Genomic DNA, 13707 nt, shown 5'->3' with positions numbered 1-13707 from the left:
TCGTATCCGAAATTGATTGTAGTTCGAACCGCAGCAGTTTGCGCTTAAGTTTATCTAATAACAAGTCTTAAGCGTCAGACTAAACAGTTGCAAGGCAATTTAAGGCTTATAAGCATTAATTTGGTTCATGGCTTGTTGGATTTGGCCGTCTAGCAGTAATGATAAACGAGATAATGCATGATGAATGGCATCATCCATTAAATTTTGTTCACTACTAGGGGCTTTACTGAGTACATGCCCAGAAACCAATTCTTTGGCGCCAGGATGACCAATACCAATTCTTAAGCGTTGAAAGTTTGCGCCGATATGAGGCACGATATCCTTTAAGCCATTGTGTCCACCATGACCACCACCAGATTTTAAGCGAATAACACCTGGATTCATATCCAGTTCGTCATGAGCAATTAAAATTGATTCAGGGGCAATCTGATAAAACTTAGCAAAAGGAACAACACTTTGACCAGAACGGTTCATAAAAGTGCTTGGGAGGAGGAGGCGCACATCGTGGCCTTCGACATTACCACGCCCACTTAGGCCATGGAATTTTGTATCTACTTTGAGGGGAATGTTGTAACGGTCTGCGATTTGCTCAACAAACCAAAATCCGGCATTGTGACGAGTTTGGGCATACTCCTTTCCAGGGTTGCCCAAACCGACGATTAGCGAAATATTCGACACGAATTTGACGCCTTTCTTAACACTTAAGCACGTTTGAAGTCAGCGTGCATTGGTGTGTTTTTAGCAGGGTGACGTTGCATCGCTTGGATTTTAACGTTTTCTACTTTGTCACCGATTTTGATTTCGATTACTTCTTCAAAGAAAGCATTGCTTTCTAGAGCTTTAACAAGCTCACGAAGTTCTAAAGTAATAGTTACAGGTTCAGCATCACCACCATAGATGATTGCTGGAACTTGCGCTTGAAGACGTAGGCGGCGGCTCGAACCTTTCCCTTGTAGATCTTCAGCACGTGCTTGAGCGTTTAATGTAAAGTTTGCCATGAGCAAATCCTCATTGAGTTTAATTAGACTAAACCTTCGACCAGTTTAGTGTGATAAAGCCCTGATTTGAGATCAGGGCTTAAAGATTTAACGCTGTTAGAGATAACTATCAAACATTGCGCTAATTGATTCTTCGTTATTAATACGACGAATCGTTTCTGCAACCATACTTGCAACAGAAACTTGACGAATTTTTGGATGCTCTTGTGCTTCTGCAGAAAGAGGAATAGTGTCAGTGACAACAAGTTCATCAATTACAGAATTACGTAAATTATCGAGTGCTTTACCAGATAAAACTGGGTGAGTTGCATAAGCAACAACACGACGAGCGCCAAATTGTTTGAGCGCATCAGCAGCTTTACAAAGTGTACCTGCAGTATCGACCATATCATCAACGATGACACAATCACGTCCTTTCACATCACCAATCAAGTGCATAACTTGCGCTTCATTAGCTTTTTGACGACGTTTATCGATAATTGCAAGATCAATATCACCCATTTGTTTAGCAACAGCACGTGCACGAACAACACCACCAACGTCAGGTGATACCACCATCAAGTTGTCATGTTGTTGCTGACGTAGGTCAGCCAATAACGCAGGCGTACCATAAATGTTGTCAACAGGGATATCGAAGAAACCTTGGATTTGGTCAGCATGTAGGTCAATCATGACAACACGGTCGATACCGACAGTGGTCAACATATCTGCTACAACTTTTGCTGTGATCGGTACACGAGTTGAACGTGGACGACGATCTTGACGAGCATAACCAAAGTAAGGAATTACAGCCGTGATACGACCGGCACTCGCACGACGCAAGGCATCTGCCATAACCAAGATTTCCATAAGGTTATCATTGGTAGGAGCACAAGTAGGCTGAACAACAAATACGTCTTTACCACGTACGTTTTCAGTAATTTCGACAGCGATTTCGCCATCAGAGAAATGACCTACAGATGCAGCACCTAAAGGAATATGCAAATGGCTTACGACTTTTTGGGCGAATTGTGGATGAGCAGTTCCACTAAAAACGACAAGATTGGGCATGAAGCACCCTTGGCGGTTGGTATATATGAAAGAGATGGCAGGGGCGGCTGGATTCGAACCAACGGATGGCGAGATCAAAACCCGCTGCCTTACCACTTGGCGACGCCCCTAATGCGGCAGAACTTTACTGGTTTTCAAAATTTTTGTCAAGCCGAAAATGGCATGCAAAATAGTGAAACCTGAACTGTCTTTTTTGAATTGGCAGGGGCGGCTGGATTCGAACCAACGGATGGCGAGATCAAAACCCGCTGCCTTACCACTTGGCGACGCCCCTAATTTCCAATCAACTTGAAACTCAACATCGGAGACTCTGTTAAACTATTGACCAAGTACGCAGTACAAGGCGAGTTTGCTATAATCTCGTCAATATTCATTTCTGCATTGACTTCAGTAAAAACACAAGCACCTGTACCTGTAAGCTTTGCAACTCCGAACTGGTCGAGATATCGCATTGCTTCATCTACTTCAGGATATAAACTTCTTGCCACTGGCTCAAAGTTATTGCCGAAAGTAGAAGGCGTTAACTGATAGGCGCAAAATGTAGTAGGCTTCGAGTTTCTTGTCAACGTTTTTTGTGAAAAAAGCATTTGAGTGCTGATAAAACAATCAGGTTTTAGCACAATGTATTTTTTCTGAACTAAATCGATGTATTTAAGTTGTTCGCCTAGACCTTCTGCCCATGCATTTTGACCATGAATAAAAAACGGCACATCGGCACCGAGTTCGAGCCCAAGTGCCGCAAGTTGTTGTAAATTTAGACGACATTGCCAAAGTTGATTGAGCACAATCAAGGTAGTTGCTGCATCAGAAGATCCACCACCTAGACCTGCACCCATGGGAATATTTTTTTCAATCGCAATGTCAACGCCGCAGAAATTTTGTGCAAATGGCTGGATTTTTACCGCTGCTTTGTACACCAAGTTATCTTGTGAATTGACATGGTCGAGTCCACTCAGCGTGATTTTTTGGTCATCGCGGGGGTGAAATTGTAACCAATCACAAAGATCAATCAGTTGGAAGATACTTTGTAGTAGGTGATATCCATCAGCACGACGGCCAGTAATATGCAAAAATAAATTGAGTTTGGCTGGAGCCGGCACACGTATCATGTTGAATTACTTCTTCATTACAAAGGAAAATGACTTTTTAGCGCTTTTGAATCAACAGGGTGATTTTGATTTCTTCGCCACTTTGATAAGTTTGTCGCATAATCAGTTTGTTCGGCAAGGTGTCTTGATCTGCATAACTGAGGTCAACATTCCAATCAGCTTCGTTAATTTTAATTAAACGTTGCTGTTCATCACGTTCAAGTTCGGCTTCGTTTGTTGCGGGTTGAGCTCTTACCCAATCAATAATATAGGTAATAGGTGCTATCCAACCTGTAGCCCGTTCCAATAATTCTTCTGGTGTAGTTGCACTGATCAGTCCAGTTTTACTGCTGTCTAAAGTGACCTGACCTGGCTGGCCTTCAATGATGGTTTTTCCAATCCCTAAGATGCCATTGAGCTGAATGCTAAATTGATCTTGGTCTTGTTGCCAAGTATAGAAGGCGCTGCCACTTTGCTTTGGTGTTTTAACACCAATTTTCCCTTCTAAACTAAATTGCTTAGTTGGATCTTGACCAGCTTCGAGTGGCGCAGTGTTGATGGCTGGTTTTTTGCCTACAGTTTGACAACCACTGAGCAGGCTAAGTGCTACACATGCGGCCGCAAGGTATTTCACTTGTGCTTGAAACATCATTAAATTTAACTCTTTTTTTGTTTGTGGGGTAACACTAATAAATCTAACTGCGCTAATTGTGGATCATGTTTATAGTTTTCATTGAGTTGTTGTAAAACGACATTAAACTCGCCCAACGAACCCTGCATGTATAACGATTTTGCGTAGCGAATACCAATATTTAAACTTGGATTGAGTTTATAAGCTTGAGCCAATACTTTAGCGGCGGTATCAAAATCATTTTGTAAAAAGGTGATATAGCCTAAGGTATCTAAAATTGAGGCTTGTTCAGGTGCATTGTTGAGTGCACGTTCTGCATATGAGCGCGCTTCATCTAGGCGTCTATTTTGTAAGGCCAACGTATAAGCATAAGCATTGAGATAAGTTGGACTATTCGGTTCGAGTTCAAGCAGTTTTTTCAATGCCTGATCTAAGTGTTTGCGATCCTCAAATGGATCAAGTAATAAAATTTGTGCATAAAGAATTTCAGGGTCATCAGGCAAGTTCTCAACAGCTTCACTGAGTAAGCTTAAGGCAGCCTGCTTATGGCCCATTTTTTTTAATATTTCTGCTTGAGCCAAATATAAAAAGTTAGCATGCTGTGGATAATTCACCCGTTCTTGGGTGAGAAAGCGTAATGCATCATTGAGTCTTTCTTGATGGGCATAGATCGAAATTAAGTTGCGACGAGAAACGGTATAAAGATTGCCATCGACTAAACGATAATAGGCTTTAGCTGTTTCAAGTTGTTGCTTACGTTCAGCATTAATCGCTAGATAGTAGTAGGCTTCGTTTTGGTACTGATCCGAATCACGCAATTCGATTAAATATTTTTCTGCAAGTTCATAGTCTTTTAGATCGATAGCGGTCAAACCTGCAATAAACAAAGCTTCGTCTGAGTCAGGCCAAATCAAAATAATTTTTTGTAATTTATCTAAGGCTTCTTCTGGTTTTTCACGTTTAATGAGAAAACGCACTTCAGCTAAACGTACTTCTAGATTGCGACTATTTTTGCGACTACTTTTTGCATACCATTGTTCTGTTTCATCTTGATCGCCAAGGGCAGTAAGCAGATTCGCTTTAAATAAAATAAAGCTCGTCACTTTAGGACGTTTACGCAGTGCCTTATTAACACTTTGCAGAGCCTGTTCTAAATGACCATTTTGTGCCTCTAGACCTGCAATCAAAACCAAAATAGATGGGTTATCCTTTTTTTGACTGGCTTTTAAAGTATTGAGTAGGTTATTACGATCGACTTCTGAGTCTGGCATGATTCCCGCAAGAATTTTTTCCAGATCCGCATTCGGGTCTATCGTTAAAATACTGTTGAGTGTTTGTGCTGCTAATTCATACTCATGCGCTTTGAGGGCAATATGGGCCAAATAAAATTTAGCAGGTACATCTTTGGGTTCTTGAACGACCCAATGACGTGCAATATCTAGAGCAGACTGTAAATTTTCTTGTTCGATCGCGATATTTAATGCACGTTGTTTAATACTGGTTGAGTTGCCTCGGATAGCTAATACCGTATAATTGTGTAATGCAGTGGGAATATCTCCATTTGCCAAAGCAAATTCTGCCACCATACTTTGTAATATTGCATCATTATTTGATTGAATATGATAAATTTGCTCGGTAGCTCGTGAATGAGCAGCCGAGGTCATGCCTCCTACCAGTAAGAGTGTGGTAGAATAACGCTTTATTGCCATGTTGTTGAATCGGCTGCTGAAATAACGCAATTTAATTTGATCCAAGTAATATTTATTTATGACACCAATGATGCACAATAGCATAATTTTTGTGAAATGATGATCTGATATGTCTTTCTTTGCATTAGGCGTCAATCACCAAACTGCTTCTGTTGAGTTACGCGAGCGAGTCGCGTTTAACCCAGAACGCTTAAATCAATTGCTTTCACAGCAAAGTCATCACCATGAGTTACATGACATGGTGGTGGTGTCTACCTGTAACCGCACAGAAATCTATGCGATGGCAGATCATGCAGACATTTTATTAAATTGGTTGGCGGAGTCAAATCAGATTGAAGTAAAACAATTATCTAATCATGTGTATTGTTACGAAAATACTGAAGCAGTTAGTCATTTAATGCGTGTATCGAGTGGCCTTGATTCACTCATGTTAGGTGAACCTCAAATTTTGGGTCAGGTTAAAACCGCCTTATCTTGTGCCAAAGATGTTGGTGTGGTGTCGCAACAACTCAATCAAATTTTTGAATATGCTTTCTATGCCGCAAAACGTGTGCGTTCAGAGACAGCAGTCGGAAGTCATGCGGTCTCTATGGGATACGCAGTGGCGCAGTTGGCATTACAAGTTTTTTCTGAAGCTTCTACACTCACCGTGATGGTGGTTGCAGCAGGGGAAATGAACAGCTTGGTGGCGAAGCATTTGGCTGAAATGGGTGTGGCCAAAATTTTAATTTGTAACCGTGGTCGTGAGCGTGCTGAAAAACTTGCTCAAGAAATCGCTCATCGTGTCAGTGTTGAAATTATTCCTTTTGATCAATTGGCACAAAACTTACATCGTGCCGATGTGATTTCTAGCTGTACAGGCAGTTTGCATCAAGTTATTGCTTTTTCAGATGTAAAAGCAGCACTAAAAAAACGTCGTTATGAACAAATGTTAATGGTTGATCTGGCTGTACCCCGTGATATTGATTCAAAAATTGAAAGTCTAGATGGTGTTTATCTTTACGGTGTTGATGACTTACAAAGCGTAATAGATGAAAACCTTGCACAACGTCGCCAAGCGGCTGTTGAAGCAGAAGTGATGGTCAATCAATTAGTTTCTAAGCTAGTGATTCAACAAAAAGTTGACGCTGCTGCTGATTTGATATGCCACTATCGTGAACAAGCAGAAATGCTTGAGCAACAAGAATTAAAACACGCATTGGAGAGTCTAAAGTCTGATGCCGATCCTGAACAGGTATTACAGGCTTTTGCCCATCGTCTGACGCAAAAACTGCTACATCCAACCTCAATTTTATTACGTCAAGCCGCTCAACATGAAGACCCAAGCCATATGGAATGGCTACGAGAAAGCTTGCCTGAGATTTTAGAAAATCGACGTAAGTCTAAACTTGACCAAGAAAACGGCAAATAATTGAATACTACTGAATCAACTTGAGACTAATTTGCTTGGTTAACTCATTGAGTTGTTGACGTAAATGTCTTGATTCGCGCAGTGATGATGGCGACTTTAACTTAAGCTTTAGATACTTTTCTTGTAATGCCAGTGCATACTCTTTGGCTTGCTGGTCTGCCATTTCTGGTGCCTGTATGAGCATATGAATATGAGTACGTTGCAAGATCTCATTGAGTTCATAATGATAAGCACTGCATGCACCTAAAATAAAATAACTGGCTTGCTCTTGGTCATCGGGAAGCTGTTCAAATACTCGATCAATAGTCGTGAGAACTTGGGCTAAGAGTTGATCGGGTTGGATGATCGCGCGAAGCGTTTCGAAATGGCTATACAAATACGGATAGTGGATCAAAATCGCAGTGGCAAAATCCTCATCTTTGGTGCGTATATTAAATGACAGCGAGGCATCTAAACTGACTTGAGGTTGCCACTTCTTATTGAAGCCTAATTTTTCTTTAAAGAACTGCTTGAGTAGATAGCGATATGAACCATGTTTAGGCAGCAGCTCAGTCAATTGATTGAGTTCAGCCATGACTTGGCTTTTCCCTTCTGGCGTGGTGATCTGATGCTGTTGACTGAGCAAAGCAAAAATAAAGTCAGACAGTAGTGGAGACTGTTGCCAAAGACGGTTAAAGGTTTCAAAGCCTTCTTGTCGCATCAATGAGTCTGGATCATGTTGATCTGGTAAAACAAAGAACTTAAGTTCACGACCATCACTTAATAAAGGTAAAGCGATTTCTAAAGTACGTCGAGCTGCTTTTTGCCCCGCAGCATCGCCATCAAAGGCAATAGTCAGTTGATTATTTTGCTTAAATAAAATATTGAGATGTTCTTCATTACTGGCTGTTCCGAGTGTCGCGACTGCACCATATACACCTGATTGTTGTAGTGCGATGACATCCATATAACCCTCAACCATTAACCAGTCATGGGCTTTTTGTTTACGTCCTTCATAGAGACCATAAAGTAAACGGTTTTTATGAAACACCTCAGAATCAGGGGAGTTGATGTATTTGGGTTTAATTTCATCATTGAGTGCACGGCCACCAAAACCGACGACACGTCCTTTACTGTCTCGAATGGGAAAAATGACTCGATCGCGAAGTAAGTCAAAATCACGGCCATTATCACTGGTTCGAATTAATCCAAGTAATTTGAGGCCTTGGATATCTTGAGGAAAAGCATGCTGTAAATGTTGCCAGTCATCAGGTGCATAACCTAAACGCCAGTATTGAATTGTTTCGTTGCTTAAACCACGTTTTTTAAAATAACGTTGTGCTGATTTGCTTAAAGGCAATTGCTGCTGATAGAAATTAGCAATATTTTCGAGTAAGTCATAGAGATTACCATCTGCTTCAACATGTTGCTCTGGTGATATATCAAAGAACACATCATGTTCAGGATCTGCATACTGAGGTTGAAATTGTTCAAAGGGATCTATAGCAAAATCAAGAGGTGGTGTTTCTATTGGCGCGCTAGCTTGATCGGTATTGGCTGTTGGCTCCGTCAATGTTGTAGATACAGGACTCGGCGCTGGCGTAGTTTTGGCTACAACTTTTTCTCGAGTATAAGATAGCCTTTTGTTGTCATGCTGCTCTTGTGGCAGTTCAATCCCCGTTTGACTGGATAATTCCTTCATGACCTCAACAAAGTTACGTTGGTCAATGTCCATGAGGAAGCGAATCGCATTGCCATTGGCTTGGCAACCAAAGCAGTGATAATACTGTTTATCTCGATAAACGTGAAAAGAAGGGGTTTTTTCTTGATGAAATGGGCAACAGCCCGAATAAGTACGGCCAGTTTTTTTAAGTTTAACCCGTTGACCGATAAGCTCGACAATATCGGTACGATCCAGAATTTGATCAATGGTATGTTGAGGAATTGCCATAAACGAGAAGCCAGATCTTGTATAAAAATAAAAAATTGCCGATGTGCAGTGTAACTTACTCCGCTCAATAAAAATATCGAAGCATAAAAAAGACGAGCAGTAACTCGTCTTTTAATCATCATTAATAGCAGGACTGACCATGAAGTCAGACCATATGACTTATTTTTCAGCTTTATCTAAGGTGCCAAAACTTAAACGATTGAGCCAGCTACGTTGTACTGCATCATCGCTTTGCTCTGGTGTTGCTGTTTGCTGAGCATTTTCTTCAGCAGTAGTTGCTGCTTCACGACCAAATAGACCGAGTGTCGCACGGTTAATCCAGCTGCCTTCACGACGTGCAGCACGCAGATTGACGTCACCATTGGCTTTAACAAGGTTAGGGTAGTTGAGTTTAAGTATTTCAACATATTGTTGAGCACTATCTTTATCACCAAGCTTATTATAAGCATAGACAATTGTCGCCAATGCTTCTGGAACTTGAGGTGTTTGTGGATAGTGTTCTACGACCCATTGTGAGCGTTCAAGTGCAGCAAGCCATGCTTGGCGCTTTAGGTTGAAGCGCGCAGCATTCATTTCACTTTCAGCCATTTCTTGGCCAATAAACTTCATACGCTGTGCAGCATCGACTGCATATTGGCTACTTGGATAACGACGGATAAAATCGACAAAGTTCTGGTAAGCCACTTTTAGGTAGCTAACATCACGATGTGATTGGCGTAAAGATGTATAGCGAATCAAGCCATCATAGTTTTGTTCCATGTTGGCTACCCCACGCACATAGTAAGCGTATTCTGCGCCTGGATGCTGTGGATTCATTTGAATGAAACGATCCGCTAGGGCCAAAGTACCCTCATAATCTTTTTGCTGGAATTTGGTATAGATCAGCTCCAATTGCGCTTGTTGTGCATATTGGCCAGTAGGGAAGTAGGTATCAATCGCTTCTAACGATTTTGCAGCTTCACTATATTGCTTACGATCTAAGGCTTTTTGTGCTTTAACAAAATAAGCTTGTTCACTCGTTTGAGGACCAGTATCAACCACTTCTTTTTTGCTTGGATTGCTACTACAGCCCACCAATGTCGTAGCCAAACTGACTGAAATAGCGAGTATTGTAATTTTATAACGAGGTAGAGACATAAAAAATCCTCTTTTGATGGGGGCAATAGGCTACAATTGCGCTATTAAACCACTTTTATCCCAATGAGCAAATGACTTCAGCACAATCTTCTAATTCTAATTTCTCAGAAAACGATTTCAACTTACTTGAAGATTCTGAGGATGCAGATAACCATAATTCAACGTCAACTGCAACACGTTTGTCGTTGCAATTTCAATTAGATGAATCTTATCTAGGGCAACGCATTGATCAAGTTGCTGCTGCCGTTTGGAATGAATTTTCCCGTGAGAAATTAAAACAGTGGATGAAAGACGGCCATTTATTAGTCAATGGTCAAGTCGTTAAACCCAAATATCGTTGTGAAGGCAATGAGCAGCTCAGTTTAGAGGTTGAGCTTGAGGTTCAATCATCGGCGCAACCTGAGAATATTCCTTTAGATATCATTTATGAAGATGACGATATAATGGTCATCAATAAACCTGTAGGTATGGTTGTACATCCAGGAGCTGGGAATCCTAATGGGACATTGGTCAATGCGATTTTGTACCATTACCCTAAATCTGCAGAGCTATCACGTGCAGGTCTTGTGCACCGTATCGACAAAGACACCAGTGGTCTATTGGTTGTAGCGAAAACTTTAGAAGCTCAATTTTCACTCTCTAAACAGTTGGCTAAAAAAACAGTTTATCGCCTTTATGATCTTGTAGTTTATGGCAATGTCATTGCAGGTGGAACGATTGATGAGCCGATTAAACGTCATCCTGTAGATCGTATAAAAATGGCAGTACTACCTGGTGGTCGTGATGCAATCACCCACTATAACGTCAAGGAACGTTTCCAAAACTTCACACGGATTCAAGCACAGCTAGAAACAGGCCGTACTCATCAAATCCGTGTGCATTTTAACTATATTGGTTTCCCTTTATTGGGTGATCCAGTTTATGTGAGCCGTGTACGTGTTCCTGCTGGTGCATCTGAAATATTCACGTTATTCCTACGCCAATTTAAACGTCAGGCATTACATGCTTCAAAATTAGGTCTTATTCATCCACGTAGCAAAGAAGAAATGATTTTTGAAGCGCCGTGGTCTGAAGATTTTGCTGAATTGGTTGAGATTTTACGCAAAGAAAATAAGGCTTACTAAGTAATCTTTAGGCAATCACCAGCAAAAGGATAAATCACATGCAATTTGTTTCAGGTTTACCGCAGGGTGTTTATGTCGGGCAAACTCAAATTCAACATCAGCGTGCTTTAGCAAGTCATCATCCTGAACTGCAAGGGTTTAACTTAGCCTTGCATGTGGGGGATGACCCGCAACGAGTACAACAGCATCGAATGTTTTTGCTTGATGAGTTGGCTCAATATGGAGCACAACGTTTGCATTGGTTGAATCAAACACACAGTACGATTTGCCATCAGATTGATCAGCATGCCGAAATGGAAGCTTTAGAAGGTGATGCCTTGTTAACATCACAATCTGGACAAGGCTTGATGATTATGACGGCAGACTGTTTACCTGTGGTGTTGGGTAATGCTACTGGGACTGAGGTCGCCAACTTACATGCAGGATGGCGTGGTTTGGCAGAGGGCGTGATTGAGCAGACATGTCACCAAATGCAGAGCTCAGCTACTTGGGCATGGTTAGGGGCTGCGATTAGTCAACCATGTTTTGAGGTTGGTGCTGAAGTGCGTAATACATTTTGTGAAAAATATCCTGCTGTAGTGAGTGCTTTTCAAGCTGGGCAACAAGATGGTAAGTACTATGCTGACCTTTATGCGATTGCGCGTTATATCTTGGTGCAGCAAGGCGTGGAATTGATATTGGGAGGGGATCAATGCACATATACTCAAGTGCAGGACTATTACTCTTATCGGCGTCAGCCAAAAACAGGACGAATGGCTAGTTTTGTTTTTATTGCCTAATTTTACAAAAGAAAAGCTTTAAAAGAAAAAACCTCGAATGATTTCGAGGTTTTTTTTATTCGCTGTATTATTTATGAAAAATACGCGCTTTATCACGTTGCCAATCTCGGTCTTTTTCAGTTGCACGTTTATCATGCAGTTGTTTACCTTTTACCAACGCAATTTCCAGTTTAACTAAATGTCCTTTCCAATAACAGGCTAAAGGTACGCATGAGTAACCCTTTTGGTTGACAGCACCCATAAGCTTTTCAATTTCACGCCGTGAGAGCAAAAGTTTACGGGTACGTGTCGCTTCAGGAACAACATGGGTTGATGCCGAAAGTAAAGGTTGAATTTGCGCACCAAATAAAAAGGCTTCATTATTTTTAAATAGGATATAGCTTTCAGTGATGGTCATACGACCTGCACGAAGTGATTTAACTTCCCAGCCTTGCAATGAAAGCCCAGCTTCAAACTTTTCCTCAATAAAATAATCGTGGCGTGCACGTTTGTTTTGTGCAATGGTGCCAGAATTATTCTTTTTTACGACAATATTTTTTGACATAAGACTACATTTCCAAGAATAGTTCTATTTTGCCTTAAAGCGCAGCAGAGGTGAAGTGCTTTCAAAATGCAGCTAAAGATTCGCCAATAAATAACTTTTTGTTAGAATAGGGTTTCAAATTAGTCAGAGTGCTTTTTAGATGGGTAAAACTCGCGTTATTTATCCTGGGACTTTTGATCCTATCACCAATGGTCATGTCGATTTAGTGAGTCGTGCAGCAAGAATGTTCGACGAGGTTGTTATCGCAATTGCCATTGGTCACCATAAAAATCCTATTTTTACCCTAGAAGAACGGGTTGAATTGGCTCAACAATCTTTAAAACACTTGCCTAATGTCGAGCTTGTGGGCTTTGATGGCTTATTGGTCGATTTTTTTCAAGAACAAAAGGCCACTGCAGTATTACGCGGCCTTCGAGCAATTTCAGATTTCGAATATGAATTCCAACTCGCCAATATGAATCGCCAATTGGATCCAAAATTTGAAGCTGTCTTTTTGACGCCATCTGAGCAATACTCATTTATCTCCTCTACGCTGGTGCGTGAAATTGCGCGGTTGAAAGGAGATGTGACTCGCTTCGTACCTCCTGTCGTGGTCGAGGCATTTGAAAATAAACATCGGAAAGGTTGGTAAGGTGTCTTTATATATTACGGATGAATGCATCAATTGTGATGTTTGCGAACCTGTTTGCCCAAATGAGGCAATTTACATGGGTGAACTGATCTATGAGATTCATCCAAACTTGTGTACTGAGTGTGTGGGACATTTCGATGAACCACAGTGTCAGTTATTTTGTCCTGTAGACTGTATTCCACTTGACCCTAATCATGCGGAAAGCCAAGAACAGCTACTGGAAAAATATAAAAAACTGATTGCTCAAAAAAACACAAGTAATTCATAACAAACTTTGTTAATATGCCAGCCCTGAAGTGAGCCAAACGATCGCTGCCGTCTAAGTCTTCGTGACCGAAACGGGGGAGGAAAGTCCGGGCTTCGCAGGGCAAGGTGCCAGATAACGTCTGGGCGGCGTGAGCCGACGGCAAGTGCAGCAGAGAGCAGACCGCCATAATGTTTCGACATTGTGGTAAGGGTGAAAGGGTGCGGTAAGAGCGCACCGCATGTCTGGTAACAGTTCATGGCAAGGTAAACCCCACCTGAAGCAAGACCAAATAGGAATCCTGAGGTACGGCCCGTACTGGATTCGGGTAGGTTGCTGGAGCGTATGAGTAATTGTACGCCTAGAGGAATGATCGTTCTCGACAGAACCCGGCTTATCGGCTCACTTCTTAAAATTTTTGAAATAAGTGC

Annotated in this window: 14 protein-coding genes, 2 tRNA genes and 1 other RNA gene; 6 read left to right on the top strand and 11 right to left on the bottom strand. The window is 41.4% G+C overall.

Annotated elements, in window-relative coordinates:
- Positions 1-99: 99 nt before the first annotated feature.
- The 8 genes from pth to Aru01_RS08255 form a co-directional block, all read right to left on the bottom strand.
- Positions 100-678 carry an aminoacyl-tRNA hydrolase gene (gene pth / locus Aru01_RS08290; protein WP_016655247.1) on the bottom strand — a complete coding sequence of 193 codons (579 nt, stop codon included), beginning with the start codon at positions 676-678 and terminating at the stop codon, positions 100-102.
- A 23-nt stretch (positions 679-701) separates the two neighbouring features.
- Entirely contained in the window at positions 702-998 is a 297-nt protein-coding gene (gene rplY, locus Aru01_RS08285; protein WP_016655248.1) for a 50S ribosomal protein L25, read from the bottom strand.
- A gap of 96 nt (positions 999-1094) precedes the next feature.
- Positions 1095-2048: a ribose-phosphate pyrophosphokinase gene (locus Aru01_RS08280; protein WP_016655249.1), complete on the bottom strand. Its 954-nt coding sequence runs from the start codon at positions 2046-2048 to the stop codon at positions 1095-1097.
- Positions 2049-2083: 35 nt separating this feature from the next.
- Positions 2084-2158: transfer RNA gene (locus Aru01_RS08275), tRNA-Gln, on the bottom strand.
- An 89-nt stretch (positions 2159-2247) separates the two neighbouring features.
- Positions 2248-2322: transfer RNA gene (locus Aru01_RS08270), tRNA-Gln, on the bottom strand.
- Positions 2321-3157: a 4-(cytidine 5'-diphospho)-2-C-methyl-D-erythritol kinase gene (ispE, locus tag Aru01_RS08265; protein WP_016655250.1), complete on the bottom strand. Its 837-nt coding sequence runs from the start codon at positions 3155-3157 to the stop codon at positions 2321-2323. The genes Aru01_RS08270 and ispE overlap by 2 nt, the downstream gene beginning before the upstream one ends.
- Before the next feature lie 37 nt (positions 3158-3194).
- A complete protein-coding gene (gene lolB / locus Aru01_RS08260; RefSeq protein ID WP_040331074.1) occupies positions 3195-3785 on the bottom strand; it encodes a lipoprotein insertase outer membrane protein LolB in 591 nt (196 codons plus the stop codon).
- An 8-nt stretch (positions 3786-3793) separates the two neighbouring features.
- A complete protein-coding gene (locus Aru01_RS08255) occupies positions 3794-5476 on the bottom strand; it encodes a tetratricopeptide repeat protein (protein WP_016655252.1) in 1683 nt (560 codons plus the stop codon).
- A gap of 109 nt (positions 5477-5585) precedes the next feature.
- Between Aru01_RS08255 and hemA the strand changes: the two genes are divergently transcribed.
- Positions 5586-6887, top strand: coding sequence for a glutamyl-tRNA reductase (gene hemA, locus Aru01_RS08250; RefSeq protein ID WP_016655253.1), 1302 nt, complete (start codon positions 5586-5588; stop codon positions 6885-6887).
- A gap of 7 nt (positions 6888-6894) precedes the next feature.
- Here the strand turns inward: hemA and Aru01_RS08245 are convergent, their stop codons facing one another.
- Both Aru01_RS08245 and Aru01_RS08240 read right to left on the bottom strand, forming a co-directional pair.
- Positions 6895-8817 (bottom strand): DNA primase, encoded by a 1923-nt coding sequence (locus tag Aru01_RS08245; RefSeq protein WP_016655254.1) that lies wholly within the window; start codon positions 8815-8817, stop codon positions 6895-6897.
- Between the two features lie 159 nt (positions 8818-8976).
- Positions 8977-9954 carry an outer membrane protein assembly factor BamD gene (locus tag Aru01_RS08240; RefSeq protein ID WP_016655255.1) on the bottom strand — a complete coding sequence of 326 codons (978 nt, stop codon included), beginning with the start codon at positions 9952-9954 and terminating at the stop codon, positions 8977-8979.
- Between the two features lie 71 nt (positions 9955-10025).
- On the opposite strand from Aru01_RS08240, the gene rluD reads away from it, so the two are divergent.
- Both rluD and pgeF read left to right on the top strand, forming a co-directional pair.
- The gene (gene rluD, locus Aru01_RS08235) at positions 10026-11078 is read left to right on the top strand and encodes a 23S rRNA pseudouridine(1911/1915/1917) synthase RluD (protein WP_016655256.1); all 1053 of its coding nucleotides are present in this window, start codon (positions 10026-10028) and stop codon (positions 11076-11078) included.
- Between the two features lie 38 nt (positions 11079-11116).
- Positions 11117-11857: a peptidoglycan editing factor PgeF gene (pgeF, locus tag Aru01_RS08230; protein WP_016655257.1), complete on the top strand. Its 741-nt coding sequence runs from the start codon at positions 11117-11119 to the stop codon at positions 11855-11857.
- A gap of 67 nt (positions 11858-11924) precedes the next feature.
- Here the strand turns inward: pgeF and smpB are convergent, their stop codons facing one another.
- Positions 11925-12401 (bottom strand): SsrA-binding protein SmpB, encoded by a 477-nt coding sequence (gene smpB / locus Aru01_RS08225; protein ID WP_016655258.1) that lies wholly within the window; start codon positions 12399-12401, stop codon positions 11925-11927.
- A gap of 139 nt (positions 12402-12540) precedes the next feature.
- Here smpB and coaD point away from each other — a divergent pair, with 139 nt between their 5' ends.
- The 3 genes from coaD to rnpB all read left to right on the top strand — a co-directional run bounded on the left by coaD (position 12541) and on the right by rnpB (position 13689).
- Complete coding sequence (gene coaD / locus Aru01_RS08220) at positions 12541-13032, top strand: pantetheine-phosphate adenylyltransferase (RefSeq protein WP_016655259.1); 492 nt, start codon at positions 12541-12543, stop codon at positions 13030-13032.
- Between the two features lies 1 nt (position 13033).
- Positions 13034-13300, top strand: a complete 267-nt coding sequence (locus Aru01_RS08215) for a YfhL family 4Fe-4S dicluster ferredoxin (protein WP_040331052.1) — start codon at positions 13034-13036, stop codon at positions 13298-13300.
- A gap of 25 nt (positions 13301-13325) precedes the next feature.
- An RNA gene (gene rnpB / locus Aru01_RS08210) (RNase P RNA component class A) lies at positions 13326-13689 on the top strand.
- The last annotated feature ends 18 nt before the right edge of the window (positions 13690-13707 follow it).

This window comes from Acinetobacter rudis, from assembly GCF_000829675.1.
GTDB lineage: Bacteria > Pseudomonadota > Gammaproteobacteria > Pseudomonadales > Moraxellaceae > Acinetobacter > Acinetobacter rudis.
The sequence above is the reverse complement of the archived record's forward strand: the minus strand, read 5'-3'. Positions and strand labels throughout refer to the sequence as shown.

Excerpts from the sequence above, each read along its gene's own strand:
- rplY (WP_016655248.1), bottom strand. The coding sequence starts at position 998 with ATGGCAAACTTTACATTAAACGCTCAAGCACGTGCTGAAGATCTACAA.
- Aru01_RS08280 (WP_016655249.1), bottom strand. The coding sequence starts at position 2,048 with ATGCCCAATCTTGTCGTTTTTAGTGGAACTGCTCATCCACAATTCGCC.
- ispE (WP_016655250.1), bottom strand. The coding sequence starts at position 3,157 with ATGATACGTGTGCCGGCTCCAGCCAAACTCAATTTATTTTTGCATATT.
- lolB (WP_040331074.1), bottom strand. The coding sequence starts at position 3,785 with ATGTTTCAAGCACAAGTGAAATACCTTGCGGCCGCATGTGTAGCACTT.
- Aru01_RS08255 (WP_016655252.1), bottom strand. The coding sequence starts at position 5,476 with ATGGCAATAAAGCGTTATTCTACCACACTCTTACTGGTAGGAGGCATG.
- hemA (WP_016655253.1), top strand. The coding sequence starts at position 5,586 with ATGTCTTTCTTTGCATTAGGCGTCAATCACCAAACTGCTTCTGTTGAG.
- Aru01_RS08245 (WP_016655254.1), bottom strand. The coding sequence starts at position 8,817 with ATGGCAATTCCTCAACATACCATTGATCAAATTCTGGATCGTACCGAT.
- Aru01_RS08240 (WP_016655255.1), bottom strand. The coding sequence starts at position 9,954 with ATGTCTCTACCTCGTTATAAAATTACAATACTCGCTATTTCAGTCAGT.
- rluD (WP_016655256.1), top strand. The coding sequence starts at position 10,026 with ATGACTTCAGCACAATCTTCTAATTCTAATTTCTCAGAAAACGATTTC.
- pgeF (WP_016655257.1), top strand. The coding sequence starts at position 11,117 with ATGCAATTTGTTTCAGGTTTACCGCAGGGTGTTTATGTCGGGCAAACT.
- smpB (WP_016655258.1), bottom strand. The coding sequence starts at position 12,401 with ATGTCAAAAAATATTGTCGTAAAAAAGAATAATTCTGGCACCATTGCA.
- coaD (WP_016655259.1), top strand. The coding sequence starts at position 12,541 with ATGGGTAAAACTCGCGTTATTTATCCTGGGACTTTTGATCCTATCACC.